We start from the raw sequence: 17,911 nt of genomic DNA, 5'->3' as shown, positions 1-17,911 counted from the left end.
CCTGCTGCGTAAGACGCATGACCTGAAGGAACCGCTGGCTGGCGGCGGGCTATCAGAATTACGTGAAGGTGAAGCTATGTCACAGTTTGATCTGCTGTTTGAGCCATTGAAGATAAATAAACTGACTATCCGCAACCGCATTGTCAGCACGGCCCATGCCGAGGTGTACGCCACGGATGGCGGAATGACCACCGATCGCTACGTGAAATACTATGAAGAGAAAGCGAAGGGAGGGTGTGGCCTCTGCATCTGCGGCGGCTCAAGCGTGGTGTCCATCGACAGTCCGCAGAGCTGGTGGAGCTCGGTCAACCTGAGCACTGATCGTATCATTCCGCACTTTCAGAATCTGGCCGATGCCGTGCATCAGCACGGCGGCAAAATCATGATTCAGATTAGCCATATGGGTCGCCGTTCACGCTGGGATGGGGAAAACTGGCCGAATCTGATGTCGCCGTCCGGTATTCGTGAACCGGTGCACCGCGCCACCTGTAAAACGATCGAGGAAGAGGAGATCTGGCGCGTCATTGGCGATTTCGCCAAAGCGGCGGTGCGGGCGAAAGCGGGCGGTCTGGATGGTGTCGAGTTATCGGCCGTGCATCAGCATATGATCGACCAGTTCTGGTCGCCGCGCGTCAATAAGCGCACGGATGAATGGGGTGGCAGCTTTGAAAAACGGATGCGTTTTGGCCTTGAAGTCCTGACTGCCGTGCGTGACGCGGTGGGGCCGGACTTTGTGGTGGGCATGCGCATCACCGGCGATGAGTTCCATCCGGACGGCCTCAGCCATGAGGACATGCGCCAGATTGCCGCGTACTACGATAAAACCGGCCTGGTCGATTATTTCGGTGTGGTCGGTTCCGGCTGTGACACCCACAACACGCTGGCTAACGTGATCCCCAACATGAGCTATCCGCCCGAGCCGTTCCTGCACCTGGCGGCAGGCATTAAAGAAGTGGTCTCGGTGCCGGTGATCCATGCGCAGAATATTAAAGATCCCAATCAGGCACAGCGCATTCTCGCCGCGGGCTATGTGGACTTTGTCGGCATGACGCGCGCCCACATCGCCGATCCGCACCTTATCGCCAAAATCAAAATGAATCAGGTAGACCAGATTCGTCAGTGCGTCGGGGCGAACTACTGTATCGACCGTCAGTATATGGGGCTGGATGTGCTGTGTATTCAGAACGCGGCCACCTCGCGCGAGTACATGGGGCTGCCGCATATCATTACCAAAACCGACGGCCCTGTGCGCAACGTCGTGGTCATCGGCGGCGGGCCTGGCGGTCTGGAAGCCGCTCGCGTGGCAGCCGAACGCGGTCATAAGGTGACGCTGATCGAGCGCGCCAGTGAACTGGGCGGACAGATCACCATTGCCGCCAAAGCGCCGCAGCGCGACCAGATGGCGGGGATTACGCGCTGGCTAGCGATGGAGCTGGCGCGCCTTAACGTTAACGTTATGACTGATACGACAGCGGATACGGCGATGATCCGGGACCTGAATCCGGATGTCTGCATCCTCGCTACGGGTGGACAACCTTTCCTTGAACAAAATCCGGAATGGGGCGCAGCCGACGGAAGGGTGGTCTCCAGCTGGGACATTCTCAACGGCGTGGTGGAGCCGGGCAAAAACGTACTGGTGTACGACGCCATCTGTGAATTCTCTGGCATGTCCGCCGCCGACTTCCTGGCGGCACGCGGCGCGTTAGTCGAACTGGTCACTGGCGACATCAAACCCGGCATTGGCATCGGCGGCACGACGTTCCCAACCTACTATCGCAGCCTGTATGAAAAAGCGGTCGTGATGACCGCTGATCTGGCGCTGGAGAAAGTGTATCGCGAAGGCGAGAAGCTGGTGGCGGTGCTGGAAAATGAGTATACCGGCCAGAAAGAGGAGCGGGTGGTCGATCAGATCGTGGTCGAGAACGGCACGCGTCCTGATGAGGCGCTGTACTACGCGCTGAAAGCCGAATCGCGCAACAACGGGCAGATTGATGTAGAGGCGCTGTTTGACATCAAACCGCAGCCGGTGTTGTCGCAGCCGGGCAGCGGCATGATCCTCTGGCGCTTGGGCGACTGCGTGTCGCAACGCAATGCCCACGCCGCGATTTACGATGCACTGCGTCTGTGTAAGGACCTGTAATTCGCTGTCGTTGACGTGCAGCCCGCGCGCTGCACATCGCAGAAATTGTCTGGTAAGGGCACATCATGGTACTCGATCGGTTACTTCCCTGGTTACTGCTTGGCGCAGTGATACTCGCCCTCATCGGTATGGTCAGGCGCATGCTGCTCTGGCGGCGCGGGCAACCTGAAAAGGTGGCCCTGCTGAGCGGTTTGCTGGCCATGCCACGGCGCTATCTGGTCGATCTGCATCATGTCGTGGCACGCGATAAATACATGTCGCGCACCCATGTGGCGACCGCAGGTGGCTTTGTCCTGTCAATGTTACTGATTCTGGCGGTTCACCTCTTTCGCATCAGCAACGTACTGGTCAATGGCGTACTGGCGGCCGCGCTGGTCGTCATGTTTACAGGCGCGCTGTTTGTCTGGTATCGCCGCCGCAATCCGCCCGCCCGGCTTTCGCGTGGCCCCTGGATGCGGCTGCCGAAAAGTCTGCTGGTGTTTGCGTTCACCTTCTTTATCACCACATTGCCGATCTCGGATCGGTTTGGCGAGGCCGGTCGCTGGGCGCTGGCGCTGCTTCTGGTGGCGGGCATCATCTGGGGACTGGGTGAGATGGTGTTTGGCCTGGCCTGGGGCGGACCGATGAAACATGCCTTTGCGGGCGCACTGCATCTGGCTTTTCATCGCCGGCCGGAACGCTTTGGCGGCGGACGTTCAACCGGACTCAAAAGCGTCGATCTCAATGCGCCGACGCTGGGCGTCGAAAAACCGGCGGATTTTAAATGGAATCAACTGCTCGGATTTGACGCCTGCGTCCAGTGCGGTAAGTGCGAAGCAATGTGCCCGGCATTTGCGGCGGGTCAGCCGCTAAACCCAAAAAAGCTGATTCAGGACATGGTGATCGGCATGGCAGGCGGCAACGATGCCCGTTTTGCGGGCAGCCCTTATCCCGGTGTACCCGTCGGTGAGGCCTGCGGCCAGCCGCATCAACCGATCGTCGGGGGGCTGATTAAAGAAGAGACGTTATGGTCCTGCACGACCTGCCGCGCCTGCGTTGAGGAGTGCCCGATGATGATCGAGCACGTTGATGCCATTGTCGATATGCGCCGTTTTATGACGCTGGAAAAGGGGCAAACACCAGGCAAGGGCGCGGCAGTGCTGGAAAACCTCAGTCTCACTGACAACCCGAACGGCTTTAATCCGCGCAGCCGTACGCACTGGGCGGCTGACCAGAACCTGCCGCTGATGCGCGACGTGAAACAGACCGACGTGCTGTTCTGGGTATCGGACGGCGCGTTTGATATGCGCAGTCAGCGTATCCTGCGCGCCTTCGTCAATATTCTTAAGGCCGCCAATGTGCGTTTTGCGGTGCTGGGCGATGAAGAACGGGACAGCGGCGACGTGGCGCGGCGGCTGGGCGATGACGCTACATTCCAGCGCCTGGCGAAAAGCAACATTGCGACGCTGCAACAGTATCGTTTTAACCGCATCGTCACCACCGATCCGCATGCCTTTCACTGTCTGAAGAATGAATATCCTGAACACTATCCGGCTGGCACGCAGCCCGACTACGAGGTGCTGCACCACACGACATTCATCAACGAACTGGTTAAGGCGCAGCTCCTGGACCTGAAGGATTACAAGGGCGGCAAGGTGACCTGGCACGATCCCTGTTATCTCGGCCGCTATAACGGTGAATATGCCGCTCCGCGCGAAGTGCTGGCGGAGCTGGGGGTCACGCTGTCTGAAATGACCCGATCCGGCTTTCGTTCCCGCTGCTGCGGTGGCGGGGGCGGTGCGCCGGTGACGGATATTCCTGGTGAACGCCGTATCGCCGATATGCGCATGGAGGATGCCAGAGAGACCGGGGCGGAACTGATCGCTGTCGGTTGCCAGCAGTGTACCGCGATGCTGGAAGGCGTTGTCGGGCCACGTCCGGCGGTAAAAGACATCGCCGAACTGGTGGCTGAGGCGCTGAGCGAACCCAAAAAACCGCTGCCCGCGAAAATCCGCGACCGCCAAATTGCTGTGGAGGTTATCTGATGAAAACGATCATACGTCGCGATCCGCGCCTTGAGTGGATCAGCCGCAACCGCCTGCATCCCGACCATGCGGAGCGGTGTCAGCCGCCGCCGGAGAGCCGCGGCCCGTCAGGGTTGCTGCGCAAAAACCCACACGTCGTGGGCTTTACCGGCCCGACTGGCCTCAGGCGCATTGACCGCGAGAACGGTAATGCCTGCGTGCAGCTCGCCAGCCGGCGTCTGGCCGGGGCTGATCATCCGGTCGAACGGCCGCTGTATCGTGTGGAGCAGCCCGATTACTGCGTGGCCGTGGTGCTCGACATGTCCGGCGGACGCCTTACCCGCCACGATCGCGATATCCTGGGCCAGGCTCATCAGCTGATCCAGCATGCTGGTGGCGCTGGCGTGGTGATGGCCGTGGTGTTTGGCGAGCATCGTGAAGGGGACTTTGCGACGGCCGGTGTGGATCGCCTGCTGCATCTCAGCGGCGAGCACTATACCGGCTACCGCCCGGAGCAGCGCATTCATGCACTGATGGCGGTTGAAAAAGAGTGGGCGCCGCGTTTCTGGCTGTTCCCGGACAGCGTCGCGGGCGGCTTCGAACTTGGCTGCCGGTTTGCCGCCCGCACGGGCGAACGGCCCGCAACCCAGGTCTGGCGCGTAACCGGGGAAACCTGCATCAGCCGTGCCGCAGGCGGCAGCGCGGATATTACCCGACCGCTTGCGCGCGTGATGTTGCTGGCGGAGGAGTGCGCCGAACCGATCGACGACACCTGGCATGAGGTCTTGCCGGTCAGCATCGGGCCATTGAGTATCCGGACAAAACGTATTGAGGACTGCGGCCTGATACCGGTCGATCCGTCTGCGGTGCCGCTGGGCGAAGCGGAATTCATTCTGTCGGCAGGCAATGGCATCGGCAACTGGGAACAGTTTCATGCCACGGCCGCGCTTCTCGGGGCCACCGAAGGCGCAAGCCGTGTCGTGGTGGACAGCGGTCATATGCCGCGTTTCCGTCAGGTAGGGGCCACCGGCACCTGGGTAACGGCACGGGTTTATGTGGCGGTGGGGATCTCCGGCGCGGTACAGCATTTACAGGGCATTGCGCAGTGTGACCGGGTGATTGCCATTAATACCGACCCCGGCTGTGATATGGTCAGCCGCGCCTCGCTCAGCGTGATTGCCGACAGTGATGAGGTTCTGGCAGCGCTGGCACGGCGGGTGCGTGACTGGCGCAAAGAGGAGTTACATCATGCAGCATAATGTGCAACACAGCGGCTGCCGTATCACCGCGCTGGTGTCGGTGGGCAGGCATCCGGAATCCGGACGCGCCCGTCGGGCGGAACAGGACGCCCGCGCGGTAGAGCTTGGGCTGACGCTGGCGCAGGACACCCTGGAAGTCCTGCATGCGGGCGATCCGCATGATGCGGCGCTGCGCAGCTATGCCGGAATGGGCGTGGAGGCGCTGCGCGTGCTCGCCATGGACGAACAAGGCGACGCGGTGGCGGTATTGAGCGATTACCTTAGTCAGGATCAGCCGGACGTGATCCTGACCGGCGGCCGGTCGGAGCGGGGTGAGTCGTCCGGTATGCTGCCTTTTCTGCTGGCGGAAGCGCTGGCGATGCCGGTGGTGGTCGGCGTGGCGGAAATCGTCAGCCTGAACGGCACCGATGCCGAAGTATTACAGGCACTGCCGCGGGGACAGCGCCGGTTGCTACGCATTGCGCTGCCGTTTATCGCCAGCGTCGACATGGCCGCCTGCGCACCGCGTCAGGTCGCCTTTGGTCCGGCAAGCCGGGCGACGATTATGGCGCAGCCGGGCATTGAGGTGCGGGATGCGGCAAGAGCGGAATGGCAGATTGCCCCGGCGGTCAAACGGCCGAAGCGTCTTAAAAAGATCAAAGCCAAAACGGCTGCTGACCGCTTTAAAGCGGCAACCGCCAAATCACAGAGCGACGGTGGAAAGGTTCTGCAAAATAAACCGGTAGAGGAAATGGCGCAGGCGGTCTTTGATCTGCTGCTGGAGGAGGGGGTGATTCGCTAGGGCAACGCTGATCCTGCCTGGCTTTATCCTCGCCAGGCAGGAATATCATCAGTCTTTCACGTTTTTGAGAATGGTTTCGCTGTACCAGTCGATAAAGTTAATCACGCCGAACTCATAGGTTTCCGAATAAGGGCCCGGTTGATAGCCGACAGAGTTAATCCCACGCTGGTTCTCTTCCCCCAGAACGCGATCCTGCTCATTGGTCGCATCCCAGACGGCACGCAGTTTCTCGGGATCAAAATCTTCACCCGCCACCGCGTCTTTATGCACAAACCATTTGGTGGTGACCATCGTTTCCTGCGCCGAGAGGGGTAACACGCGGAACACAATAAAGTGATCGCTCTGCATGTGGTTCCAGGAGTTCGGCAGGTGCAGGATGCGCATGGAACCCTGATCGTGACTCAAAAAGCGCCCCATGAGTCTGGTGCAGCCTTCGCGACCATCTATGGTCATCGCCTTCGTGCCCTCTTTCAGCGGCATCCGTACGATGCGGTTACGCAGGCCAAAGCTCTGGTGGCGATGGGGAATTCCCTGTTCGTCCCAGCGTGCGGCCTGTTTATTGTAGTAATCGTGGAAGCTCTGCGGCGCGCGCGGATCGTTGGTATCGTCCCACTCCAGCAGGCTGTTCAGCAGTTCAGGATGACTTCCGGCGCAGTGATAGCACTCGCGATTATTCTCCAGCACCAGTTTCCAGTTCGCTTTTTCGTACATGTGCGATTCTGCCGCCAGTTTGGTGTTTTCCACGTCATAGGGCGCCATGTATTCGTCCAGGGTGGCCAGAAAGGCGTCAAAGTCAGACTGTGGCGGCGCATCAGCCAGACAGACAAAAATAAAGCCGCCGGCGGTTTTGCAGTGCGCCTTTTTCAGCCCGTGCTGCTTCATATCAAATGCCTGATTCATTTCCGAGCCGGCAAATAACAGATTGCCTTTCAGGTCGTAGGTCCACTGATGATAGGGACACACCAGGTTCGCTACTTTGCCGCGCTCTTTTGAGCAGAGTCGGGAGCCGCGATGACGGCAGGTATTATGAAAGGCGTTAATGTTACCTTCCGCGTCCCGCAAGACCAGCACCGGGTTCTGACCCACCTCAAGGGTGAAGTAGTCCCCTTTTTTCGGGATTTCACTGCTCATTCCGGCAAACAGCCACTCTTTCTGAAAGATCGCCTCCATATCAATGCGAAACAGAGTCGGGTCGTTATAAAGCGCCTGCGGCAGCGAGTAGTTGGGCTGACGCTTTTCGAGCAAATCGCGTATGCGGTCGTTCGCATCGACAAGGCTTGTACAGGTGATATTCAGCAGATCGTTATGGCTCATAGTGATCTTCCCGCGCGGTTAAGGAGAGTGTTTTGCGCCTTTCCAGGCGTAACAGGATGCCAACCACCCAAATTTTCCGTCAGGCCAGACGTTGATGCACGCGTAACGGCTAAGGGTGACGTCCATGCTGCACGGGTTACGCGCACGCCAATGTTCTGCCAGCGACATCCATCCCCTCTGTTAAAGACGTGCGCGCGAAATTTCTTAGCGGGACGGTTTTTTTAAGCATTTCCGTGTCGCGAATAACTAAATGCTGAAACAGGGTTAAACGGAAAATCAGGCTTACCGGCTCAAAAGCCTGTTGCGATGTCGCCAGTCAGACAGGCAATTGAACTCTCCACTTCTGATGGGAATGAAACGTATGTCAGACCGAAATATCACCGTACTGAATACCAATGCTTTTGAGCCTGTCACAACACAAACCTGGACCAATGGCCGCCATGCGGTGCGCTGCGTGAAGGTGATACAGGAAACCCATGACGTGAAAACCTTCTGCTTTATGGCAGAGCAGCCGGTAATGTTCTTTTTCAAACCGGGGCAGTTTGTCACGCTGGAACTGCTGATCGAGAATGAAACGGTTTTCCGCTCCTATACCATCTCCAGTTCGCCCTCCGTGCCTTACAGCTTCTCCATTTCGGTAAAACAGGTGCCGGGCGGCGTGGTCTCGAACTGGTTACATGCCACACTGCGCGAGGGCATGAATCTGGCAGTACATGGTCCGGTAGGGCAGTTCAACTGCATCGACTATCCCAGCAACAAGGTGCTGTACCTCTCTGGCGGCGTGGGCATTACGCCCATGATGTCGATGGCGCGCTGGTATTTTGATACCAATGCGGATGTGGACATGGTGTTTGTGCACAGCGCACGAACGCCGGAAGACATTATTTTCCGACGCGATTTGGAAAACATGACGGCGCGCATCCCCAATTTCAGACTGAGCATCATCTGTGAGCGGTACGAATCGGGCCAGTGCTGGTCCGGCTTCAGCGGTTTCCTCAATTTGGCGATGCTGCAAATGATTGCTGCGGATTTCAAGGACCGCGAGATTTTCTGCTGTGGCCCGACGCCGTACATGCGTGCGATTAAAACGTTGTTACAGGAAGTCGGTTATGACATGACGCGCTATCACGAAGAGTCGTTTGGTGCTACACCAGAGGTCGTGCAGGAGCAGGTCGAACAGGAGGCCGAAGAGGCCGCTGAAATGGCCGACGCGCTGTGCAGTTCAGAACTGCTTAGCGTGGCATTCACCCAAAGCGACAAGAGCGTCAGAATCGCCCCCGGCGAAACCGTGCACGCCGCCGCGGCCAAACTGGGACTGCATATTCCAAAAGCGTGCGGCATGGGCATCTGCGGCACCTGTAAGGTGAAATGCCTGGACGGCGATGTCGAAATGAACCACAACGGCGGCATCACCGATGAGGATGTGGAAGAGGGCTACATTCTGTCGTGCTGCAGCATTCCAAAGAACAATATCATCGTTGAATTTTAATGACGATCCGCATCGCCGTCTGGCGCACGCGCAGCGCGAACACGTTTGCTGTGCAGTGCGCAACGGTGATGCAGCCTGAACAGGGGTAAAGCGCCGTTCACCGCAGCGGATAGACAGCCGCAGCGTCAGTGACAGGGCTTATTCTCCTTCTTGCTGGCCGTCCTCACTCTGCATCGACGCCTCACACCCGCGTAAGGGCCGGCGAACGGGACATATGTCCTGCAAGCGTTCACAAAAGCGCACCAAACAAAAAGCCCGCTCAGGTTTCCCTGAGCGGGCTTTTCTCAATCTGGCTCCTCTGACTGGACTCGAACCAGTGACATACGGATTAACAGTCCGCCGTTCTACCGACTGAACTACAGAGGAATTGTTGGAACGGGGCGAATAGTAGCGGCGTCAGTACGGGATGTCAAAGCACTCTTTAACGGTTTGCGTTCAAGTGCGTGTAAAAGCAGCGCATTGGCGAAGATCTGACGCATTCGCTTGCTTTTCAAACTGCTAACAGGATCTCACTTTAAACCCATTTCCGGGTAGATGTTAGACGCATGTCAAATTTTTGTTATTTGACGATATCAAAACACTTGTTTCAGTGCTTTTATGATAAAAATTTCAAAAAAGTAATTTATGGAATAAATAAACTGTTTACGGCGACAAAATGGAATGTTCTGAGATGTGTCCGCGTCGCCTGTAGCGCATGTTTATGGAAATCATGAAGATAAGAAAAGTGGTGGGGGTATCAGAAAAGCGTCAACGTAGTCGTCTTACCTCAAATTTTCCATTAAAAACGCCAGCGAGGCGGTATGAATGTAAAAAATATTTTTCATTCAACAGGTCAGTCGCTAGCAAGTTAACAAATAAGAAGGGTCCCTATGAACATCAAAAAAACGATTGTTGCTTCACTGTTAGCCTGCATGTTGCCCGCCGCTGCGATGGCGAAAGATATTTCCGTGGGGGTTTCGATGGCGATGTTTGACGATAACTTCCTGACCATTGTGCGTAACGCTATACAAAATGAGATGAAAAAGGATGACGTAAAAGGCCAGATTGAAGATGCCAAAGGCGATGTCGCGCAGCAACTTCAGCAGGTACAAAACTTTATTGGTCAGGGCGTCGACGCCATTATTGTTAACCCGGTGGACACCGACGCGGTGAAACCGATTATCGATCAGGCATCTAAGGCGGGTGTGGCGCTGGTGTTCGTCAACCGCAAACCCCAGGCGCAGTTGGGTGACAAGATGGCGTTTGTGGGTTCTGACTCCGAACTGGCGGGCCGTCTGCAGATGGAAGCGCTGGCAAAAGCCATGAACGGAAAAGGTAACGTGGCTATTTTGCTGGGTGATTTGGCGAACGAATCCACCCGCGAGCGCACCAAAGGGGTGGAAGCGGTCGTGGCGAAATACCCGAATATTAAAGTGGTACAAAAGCAAACGGCGAAATTTAGCCGTAACGATGCGGTGGACGTCGTGAGTAACTGGATGACCGCCGGAGACGATATCAACGCCATCGCGTCAAACAACGACGAAATGGCCATCGGTGCCATTCAGGCGCTGGGTAAAAACGATAAACATATTCTGGTCGCCGGTGTCGATGGTACGCCCGATGCGCTGCAAATGATTAAGAACGGCAAAATGGTCGCCAGCGTGTTCCAGGACGCAAAAGGACAGGGTGAAGGCGCCGTTCAAACGGCGGTTAAGCTCGTCAAAGGTGAGAAAGTGCAAAAGATCGTCGATATCCCGTTCCAGCTGATCACCAAAGACAACTACACCAAATACACCAGCATGAACCAAAAATAAACGTCCTGAACCTGTGGAACGGAGGTGATGTATGACCGCGTTTGCGCTTGAAGCCGAAGGCATCAGCAAGTTCTTTCCGGGCGTGAAGGCACTGGATAATGTGTCGTTACGTGTGCGTCCGGGAACGGTACATGCGTTGATGGGTGAAAATGGCGCGGGCAAATCCACTTTAATGAAATGCCTGATCGGGATGTACCGTCCCGATCAGGGCTCCATTAAAATTAAAGGGGAGCCAGTGCAGTTCAGGGACACCATGGATGCGTTACGTTCCGGTATTTCCATGATTCATCAGGAACTCAACCTGGTGCCGCATATGACCGTCGCAGAGAATATCTGGCTGGGACGGGAGCCGGTGAAGTTTGGTTTTGTCGATCACGCCCGACTGAATGAAGAAACCCAGCAGTTGTTAAGCCGCCTGAACATCAGACTGAAAGCCGATCGGCTGGTGGGCGAACTCAGTATTGCGTCACAGCAGATGGTGGAGATCGCCAAAGCGGTGTCCTGGAACTCGGACATCGTGATCATGGACGAGCCCACCTCCGCCCTGACGGAAACCGAGGTCGCCCATCTGTTTACCATCATTCGTGATCTGCGCGAGCAGGGCAAAGCCATCGTTTATATCAGTCACAAAATGGATGAGATCTTCGCCATTACGGATGAAATCAGCGTGTTCCGCGATGGCAGCTGGGTGGGCAGCGACAGTACCAGCGCATTCACGCGTCAGTCGCTGATTACCAAAATGGTCGGACGTGAGCTGACGCAGCTGTTCCCGAAATTCAATAATGCGATTGGGGAAGAGGTGCTCACCGTTCGTCACCTGAGTTGTCAGGACCGCTTTTCCGACGTCAGCTTTGGCGTGCGCCGTGGGGAAATTCTCGGTGTGGCGGGTCTGGTCGGTGCCGGACGCAGTGAAGTGATGGAAAGCCTGTTTGGCATGGTGCCTTTCGACAGCGGCGAAATCCTGATTGATGGTGTGCCGGTCGCTATTGATTCGCCGTCGGTCGCCATCGAAAAAGGAATGGCGTTTCTGACAGAAGATCGCAAGAAGTCCGGGTTGTTTTTGGTGTTGTCGGTGTTAGAGAACATGAGCATCGTCAACATGCCTGAATACAGCGGTAAAGGCGGTTTTGTCAGTCATGTGAAAATGGCTCAGGACTGCATGGATCAGATCCGCCGTCTGAATATCAAAACCCCCACCATGGACCAAATCATCAATAACCTGAGCGGAGGGAATCAGCAGAAAGTGTTGATTGCCCGCTGGCTGCTGGCTCAACCCAAAATCCTGATTCTTGATGAGCCGACCCGTGGAATTGACGTCGGGGCGAAAGCAGAGATTTACCGTTTGATCAGTGAACTGGCCAACCGTGGAGTTGCCATCATTATGGTGTCGTCAGAGCTGCCGGAAATTCTGGGCATGAGTGACCGTATCATGGTGATGCATGGTGGGCGCATTACCGGCATCCTCGATAAAGACGAGGCCGATCAGGAAACTATTTTGTCGTTAGCATCCGAATGAGGCGCGAAACCACGATGAGTAATATGAAAGCAACGGCCACGCAGGCTCCTCAGCATCAACCCTCTTTTTTTGCGCATTTACGTCAGAAACTGCCAAAAGATACCGGCATTTTTGTCGTGATGGTCGGCATTGCGTTGATTTTCGAAATGTTTGGCTGGTATGTGCGCGATCAGTCTTTTTTGATGAACACCAATCGTCTGATACTTATCGTCCTGCAGGTTGCCATTATCGGCATCATTGCTGTGGGCGTGACCCAGGTCATTATTACCACCGGTATCGATCTGTCCTCCGGGTCGGTTATCGCGCTCACTGCCGTGGTGGCCGCCAGTCTGGCGCAAACTTCAGATACGCTGACCCCGATGTTCCCGTCACTGGTGAACATGCCCGCGGTGGTGCCGATTGGGGCCGGCATTGGGGTAGGGTTATTGTGCGGTCTGATTAACGGCGTATTAATTACCCGTACCGGTATTCCCCCGTTTATTGCCACGCTGGGCATGATGGTGTCGGCCCGTGGACTGGCACAGTATTACACCCAGGGTAACCCTATCAGTTTTCTCTCTGACGGGTTCACCTCGATTGGCCAGGGCGCAATGCCGGTCATTATCTTCCTGGTGGTTGCGCTGGTGTTCCACATCGCACTGAAACATACCCGCTACGGCAAATACGTGTACGCCATCGGCGGTAATATGACCTCGGCCAAAGTGTCCGGTATCAACGTCAATAAATACCTGATTATTGTCTATACCATCGCAGGCGCGTTGTCCGGCCTGGCGGGCGTGGTACTGGCAGCGCGCGTCAGTAGCGGCCAGTCGAGCATGGGCGTGGGCTATGAGCTGGATGCGATTGCCGCGGCGGTTATCGGCGGCAGCAGCCTGATGGGCGGCGTAGGGCGCATTACCGGCACGCTGATAGGCGCGGTGATACTGGGACTGATTAAAAGCGGCTTTACGTTTGTCGGGGTAGATGCGTATATCCAGGATATCATCAAAGGCATCATCATCGTCGCCGCAGTGACCATCGATATGCGACGCAACCGTGCCAAACGCTGAATACGCTGCCGCCTTGGCGCTGTAACGGCGCTGGCGGCAGGCGCTTATCCCGGTCACATCGTTCACCCTGCGCCCGGGACTAAGCGCCACCGCCGCCTTGCTACATCACAAATGCGTTTGCGTCGTCCCCTTTCGCGATCCTGTTAAAAGAAAAAACAGGGTAGTAAACGTTTCGGTTATTCCTTTTAACTAATGCGTCTTTGCACGTCTGCCGGGCCGTGATAACGCCGCCCCGGCGGTCTGCTAAACCTGTTACGTTTCCCGCCTTTTACGGATAAACCCTGCCCCGGAGAGGTGGGGGGATTTCCCAGTCATCAAGCCTCATCCTCGATGAAGATTGCCTGTTAACCATCCCTGCACGCTGGTCTGTCATGTTGCGCACTATTGCGGTGCAGGGCGACATGAATGGGAAAAGCAGGTCTGGCAGTCGTCCGGGATTACCTCTTTAGAGGTAACAGGAAACGCTTTTTTATCCGACTGTTAGAAAAATTTTCAAAGATATTTTGCAAACTGAATAAACCTGGTCTGCATCTTGCAATTCTCTTATGCAGGCTGGTGAGTAGCGACCAGCCAGACACCTTGACGTAGCGACGGAGGCAAGATGAACTTAAGACGGCTGAAATACTTTGTGAAAATCGTCGATATCGGTAGCCTGACACAGGCAGCAGAAGTGCTGCATATTGCTCAGCCTGCATTGAGCCAGCAGGTTGCTACGCTGGAAGGCGAGCTGGAACAGCAGCTTCTGAACCGGACCAAACGCGGCGTCACACCGACCGAAGCCGGTAAACTGCTTTACAGCCATGCACGCGTCATTCTGCGGCAGTGTGAGCTGGCCCAGTCTGCTGTGATGAATGCCGGTCAGGTGGTGGAGGGGCAGGTGTCAATCGGTCTGGCACCGGGCACGGCGGCATCCGCGTTAACTATGCCGCTTCTGCAAACCGTACGGGAACAGTACCCGGATATCATGATTTACCTGCATGAAAACAGCAGCAGTGCGTTGAATGACAACATCATCAGCGGGCAACTGGATATGGCGGTGCTGTATGACCGCGCCCCCACGGCGGGCATCAACAGCGTGCCCCTGCTGAAAGAAGATCTCTATCTGGTCGGCGCAACCGCCTGCCCTGGCGCCAACGTCGATCTGGCCGAGGTAGCCCAGATGAGCCTGTTTCTGCCGCGTGATTACAGCGCCGTGCGCCAGCGGGTTGATGAGGCTTTCTCACTGCGCCGCCTGAGCGCGCGCATTATTGGCGAGATCGAATCGCTTTCGACGCTCACCGCCGCAATATCCAGCGGGATGGGCGTGACCGTGTTGCCTGAATCGGCGGCCAGAGCGCTGGTTGGTTCAACCCAGGCCTGGATGGCGCGGATCACCAGCCCGACCATCAGCCTGCCGCTGTCACTGAATCTTTCGCACCGCTTGCCGTTATCGCCACCCGCACAGGCCGTTAAAAATATTCTGCTGTCGCTGCTCAACAAGCCACTGACTGAAAAACGCGAACTCACGCTGGTCAGCTAAACACAGCGTTCTGTTTATCCCTCTCAAGCAGGGCGCGTAAAACCGCGCCGCTGCCTTTTCTCCTCTTCCAGGCTGTCCTCTCTGTGCGTCCTGCCGCCGGCTATATGCTTCAAACGCATAAATAAATCTTTTTTATTATTTCAGGTTATCGATAAGCGTTTTTATTATCGAATGATCAGATTGCGTAAAGAGAGGTAAATATTTTGAATTTCCAGCAACTTAAAATTATTCGCGAAGCCGCGCGGCGGGAGTTCAACCTCACGGAGGTCGCCAGCACGCTGTTTACCTCGCAATCAGGCGTCAGCCGTCATATTCGCGATCTGGAGGATGAGCTTGGCGTCGAAATCTTTGTCCGCCGTGGCAAGCGCCTGCTTGGTATGACGGAGCCGGGCAAGGCGCTGCTTACCATCGCCGAACGCATTCTTGATGAAGCCGGTAAAGTGCGTCGCCTGGCCGATGTCTTCACGAACGAATCCAGCGGCATTCTCTCTATCGCCACCACACACACGCAGGCCCGGTACAGCCTGCCGCCGGTCATCAAGTCCTTTCGCCAGCTTTATCCTAATGTCCGGCTTGAACTTAATCAGGGATCGCCGCAGGAAATTGTGAATATGCTACTGGCCGGTGAGGTGGATGTCGGGATTGCCAGTGAAATGCTGGCGAATAATAACAGCCTGGCCGCGTTTCCCTGGTTCAGCTGGCATCATGCACTGTTGGTCCCGCGCGATCATGAACTGGCACAACAGCAGCCGGTCTCACTGAATGCTCTCAGTCAGCATCCGTTAATTACCTACCGGCAGGGCATTACCGGCCGCTCCCGGGTGGACAGCGCGTTTCAGCGCGCCGGCTTAAAGCCGGATATCGTGCTCAGCGCTCAGGATTCCGATGTGGTGCGCACCTATGTCAAACTCGGGCTGGGCGTCGGTATTCTGGCCGATCAGGCCTGTGAAAAAGAGCCGGGCGGAGAGCTGGTCCGGCTGGATGCCACTCACCTGTTCGACGCCAACACCGTCTGGCTGGGCCTGAAACGGGGACAACTGCAGCGCAATTACGTCTGGCAGTTCCTTGAGCTGTGCAACGCGAATCTGTCGCTTGAAGAAATTAAAGCGCAGGCGCTCTCTACGGCAGGCGATGATGAGCCCGTAATCGACTTTCAAATCTGACTCCGCGTTGCGCCCTGACGGCATAAAATTTTTTTTCGGCCGTCATTCGCCATAGCGAACGCTTTCTGGCTGCCAATAACAACATCCTGCGCTTCCCCCAACCGATAAAGTGAAGAGAACTGAAAAAGGGGGATGCGATGTCACGTATACAACTGAAAGATCACACACTACTGCGCCAGCAGGCGCTGTTTGCCGGTGAATGGCAACACGGTTATCAGGGCGCAACGCTCGCCGTTAACGATCCGGCTACGGGCGAAACGCTGGCTAGCGTACCGGCGTTAGGTCGCCAGGAAACGGAGGCGGCGATTGCCTGTGCCGAATCGGTCCGCCATGCATGGGCGGCAACCCCCAATGCCACCCGTGCGGCGCTGTTGGAAAAATGGCATCAGCTTATTCTTGATAACGCTGACGATCTGGCCATCATCATGACGGCCGAACAGGGCAAGCCGCTGGCGGAGGCGCGCGGTGAAGTGCTCTACGGTGCCAGTTTTGTGAAATGGTTTGCGGAAGAAGCGCGTCGGATTTATGGCGACACCATTCCCGCCCCAACGACCGACCGGCGCATTATTGTCCTGAAACAACCGGTTGGCGTCGCGGCAGCGATTACGCCCTGGAATTTCCCCATCGCAATGATTACCCGCAAAGTCGCACCGGCACTGGCGGCAGGCTGCCCGATTATCGTTAAACCGTCTGACCTGACGCCGCTGTCTGCACTGGCACTGGCCTTGCTGGCCGAGCGCGCGGGTTTCCCGGCAGGCGTTTTACAGGTGCTCACCGGCATGCCGACAGACATCGGCGCCGCGCTGACCGAAAGCCGTCTGGTGCGTAAAATCTCGTTCACCGGCTCAACGCGCGTGGGCCAGCTGCTGATGAAGCAGTGCGCTGACAGCATTAAACGCCTGAGTCTGGAGCTGGGCGGCAACGCGCCGCTTATTGTCTTTGACGACGCGGATATCGAGATTGCCGTCGCGGGCGTGATGACCAGCAAATTCCGTAATGCGGGACAAACCTGTGTGTGTGCCAACCGTATTCTGGTGCAGCGTAACATCTATGAACGCTTTGCCGCCCGACTGCTGGACGCGGTGGCGACCCTGAAGGTCGGGGATGGTTTTGCCCCTGGCAGCACTATCGGGCCGTTGATCAATACCTCCGCGGTGGAGAAGGTCAACGGGCACATTGATGATGCGCTGCAAAAAGGCGCAACGCTGTTGACCGGTGGCATCAGCAACGTCCCCGGTACGTGGGTGCAGCCCACCGTGCTGGGACAGGTCACGAGTGAGATGCGCATCGCGCAGGAAGAAACCTTTGGACCGGTGGCTCCGCTGTTTATCTTTGATGATGAAGAACAGGCGCTGGCGATGGCAAATGACACACCCTTTGGCCTCGGCGCTTACTTCTTTACTGAAAATATCCGTCGAGCCTGGCGCGTGGCGGAAGCGCTGGAGTTTGGCATGGTCGATTTTAATACCGGCGTCATTTCGCTGGAAGTCGCGCCGTTTGGCGGCGTGAAATTATCCGGGATAGGTCGCGAAGGGTCGCGATATGGCATTGACGAATATCTGGAGCAAAAAACATTTCACATGGGCAGCCTGTAATTTAACTTTTAATTTCTGATATTCCTCGCCAGCATGAACGTTATGCTGGCGTTTTTTTTGTGCGCCAGATCGACGTTTTATCCGTATTCTCCTTTTTAGTGCAAGTTTCATGCGCATTGCACCAAAGCAATGCGGCTTTTTTGTGAAGTAAATCATCTGTTTAACCCTTCGGCAATTCCGCAATAAATCCTTCACGAATACGGCACAAAAATTTTTTTGGGCGGTTTTAAACGCATTTTTATTTTTTTAACGGCTGGCATACTTTCTGCATTACCTAATAAAGCGTGCCG

12 protein-coding genes and 1 tRNA gene are annotated in these 17,911 nt (G+C 56.2%); 11 read left to right on the top strand and 2 right to left on the bottom strand.

Translation table 11 applies throughout. The features are described from left to right. Window positions 1-76: 76 nt before the first annotated feature. The 4 genes from dgcA (at window position 77) to etfB (ending at window position 6,183) form a co-directional block, all read left to right on the top strand. Window positions 77-2,140 carry a dimethylglycine demethylation protein DgcA gene (gene dgcA / locus G5574_RS04835; RefSeq protein ID WP_039338060.1) on the top strand — a complete coding sequence of 688 codons (2,064 nt, stop codon included), beginning with the start codon at window positions 77-79 and terminating at the stop codon, window positions 2,138-2,140. Window positions 2,141-2,205: 65 nt separating this feature from the next. Further along, window positions 2,206-4,164: a (Fe-S)-binding protein gene (locus G5574_RS04830; RefSeq protein WP_164482137.1), complete on the top strand. Its 1,959-nt coding sequence runs from the start codon at window positions 2,206-2,208 to the stop codon at window positions 4,162-4,164. Then, a complete protein-coding gene (gene etfA / locus G5574_RS04825) occupies window positions 4,164-5,402 on the top strand; it encodes an electron transfer flavoprotein subunit alpha (protein ID WP_164482136.1) in 1,239 nt (412 codons plus the stop codon). The genes G5574_RS04830 and etfA overlap by 1 nt, the downstream gene beginning before the upstream one ends. Further along, window positions 5,392-6,183 carry an electron transfer flavoprotein subunit beta gene (gene etfB / locus G5574_RS04820; protein ID WP_164482135.1) on the top strand — a complete coding sequence of 264 codons (792 nt, stop codon included), beginning with the start codon at window positions 5,392-5,394 and terminating at the stop codon, window positions 6,181-6,183. Before etfA ends, etfB begins: the two co-directional genes overlap by 11 nt. A gap of 48 nt (window positions 6,184-6,231) precedes the next feature. On the opposite strand, the gene G5574_RS04815 is transcribed toward etfB, so the two are convergent. After that, on the bottom strand, window positions 6,232-7,497 hold the full coding sequence (locus tag G5574_RS04815) for an aromatic ring-hydroxylating oxygenase subunit alpha (protein WP_039338056.1): 1,266 nt from the start codon (window positions 7,495-7,497) through the stop codon (window positions 6,232-6,234). A gap of 361 nt (window positions 7,498-7,858) precedes the next feature. Here G5574_RS04815 and G5574_RS04810 point away from each other — a divergent pair, with 361 nt between their 5' ends. Further along, entirely contained in the window at window positions 7,859-8,986 is a 1,128-nt protein-coding gene (locus G5574_RS04810; RefSeq protein ID WP_110268332.1) for an FAD-binding oxidoreductase, read from the top strand. A 290-nt stretch (window positions 8,987-9,276) separates the two neighbouring features. On the opposite strand, the gene G5574_RS04805 is transcribed toward G5574_RS04810, so the two are convergent. After that, window positions 9,277-9,352, bottom strand: a tRNA-Asn gene (locus tag G5574_RS04805). 503 nt (window positions 9,353-9,855) lie between these two features. Between G5574_RS04805 and G5574_RS04800 the strand changes: the two genes are divergently transcribed. From G5574_RS04800 to G5574_RS04775, 6 genes are all read left to right on the top strand, one after another. Next, a complete protein-coding gene (locus tag G5574_RS04800; RefSeq protein ID WP_033740368.1) occupies window positions 9,856-10,779 on the top strand; it encodes a sugar ABC transporter substrate-binding protein in 924 nt (307 codons plus the stop codon). A gap of 31 nt (window positions 10,780-10,810) precedes the next feature. Next, window positions 10,811-12,295, top strand: coding sequence for a sugar ABC transporter ATP-binding protein (locus G5574_RS04795; protein WP_033740365.1), 1,485 nt, complete (start codon window positions 10,811-10,813; stop codon window positions 12,293-12,295). A 23-nt stretch (window positions 12,296-12,318) separates the two neighbouring features. Next, on the top strand, window positions 12,319-13,344 hold the full coding sequence (locus G5574_RS04790; RefSeq protein WP_369974382.1) for an ABC transporter permease: 1,026 nt from the start codon (window positions 12,319-12,321) through the stop codon (window positions 13,342-13,344). Window positions 13,345-13,945: 601 nt separating this feature from the next. Then, the gene (gene nac, locus G5574_RS04785; protein ID WP_006119661.1) at window positions 13,946-14,863 is read left to right on the top strand and encodes a nitrogen assimilation transcriptional regulator NAC; all 918 of its coding nucleotides are present in this window, start codon (window positions 13,946-13,948) and stop codon (window positions 14,861-14,863) included. A gap of 203 nt (window positions 14,864-15,066) precedes the next feature. After that, a complete protein-coding gene (gene cbl / locus G5574_RS04780; protein WP_006119660.1) occupies window positions 15,067-16,026 on the top strand; it encodes an HTH-type transcriptional regulator Cbl in 960 nt (319 codons plus the stop codon). A 137-nt stretch (window positions 16,027-16,163) separates the two neighbouring features. Then, window positions 16,164-17,621 carry an NAD-dependent succinate-semialdehyde dehydrogenase gene (locus G5574_RS04775; RefSeq protein ID WP_164482134.1) on the top strand — a complete coding sequence of 486 codons (1,458 nt, stop codon included), beginning with the start codon at window positions 16,164-16,166 and terminating at the stop codon, window positions 17,619-17,621. Window positions 17,622-17,911 lie beyond the last annotated feature (290 nt).

The sequence above is a fragment of the Pantoea stewartii genome (assembly GCF_011044475.1).
Lineage (GTDB): Bacteria > Pseudomonadota > Gammaproteobacteria > Enterobacterales > Enterobacteriaceae > Pantoea > Pantoea stewartii.
This window is presented reverse-complemented; position numbering and strand designations above follow the sequence as displayed.

Excerpts from the sequence above, each read along its gene's own strand:
- dgcA (WP_039338060.1), top strand. The coding sequence starts at position 77 with ATGTCACAGTTTGATCTGCTGTTTGAGCCATTGAAGATAAATAAACTG.
- G5574_RS04830 (WP_164482137.1), top strand. The coding sequence starts at position 2,206 with ATGGTACTCGATCGGTTACTTCCCTGGTTACTGCTTGGCGCAGTGATA.
- etfA (WP_164482136.1), top strand. The coding sequence starts at position 4,164 with ATGAAAACGATCATACGTCGCGATCCGCGCCTTGAGTGGATCAGCCGC.
- etfB (WP_164482135.1), top strand. The coding sequence starts at position 5,392 with ATGCAGCATAATGTGCAACACAGCGGCTGCCGTATCACCGCGCTGGTG.
- G5574_RS04815 (WP_039338056.1), bottom strand. The coding sequence starts at position 7,497 with ATGAGCCATAACGATCTGCTGAATATCACCTGTACAAGCCTTGTCGAT.
- G5574_RS04810 (WP_110268332.1), top strand. The coding sequence starts at position 7,859 with ATGTCAGACCGAAATATCACCGTACTGAATACCAATGCTTTTGAGCCT.
- G5574_RS04800 (WP_033740368.1), top strand. The coding sequence starts at position 9,856 with ATGAACATCAAAAAAACGATTGTTGCTTCACTGTTAGCCTGCATGTTG.
- G5574_RS04795 (WP_033740365.1), top strand. The coding sequence starts at position 10,811 with ATGACCGCGTTTGCGCTTGAAGCCGAAGGCATCAGCAAGTTCTTTCCG.
- G5574_RS04790 (WP_369974382.1), top strand. The coding sequence starts at position 12,319 with ATGAAAGCAACGGCCACGCAGGCTCCTCAGCATCAACCCTCTTTTTTT.
- nac (WP_006119661.1), top strand. The coding sequence starts at position 13,946 with ATGAACTTAAGACGGCTGAAATACTTTGTGAAAATCGTCGATATCGGT.
- G5574_RS04775 (WP_164482134.1), top strand. The coding sequence starts at position 16,164 with ATGTCACGTATACAACTGAAAGATCACACACTACTGCGCCAGCAGGCG.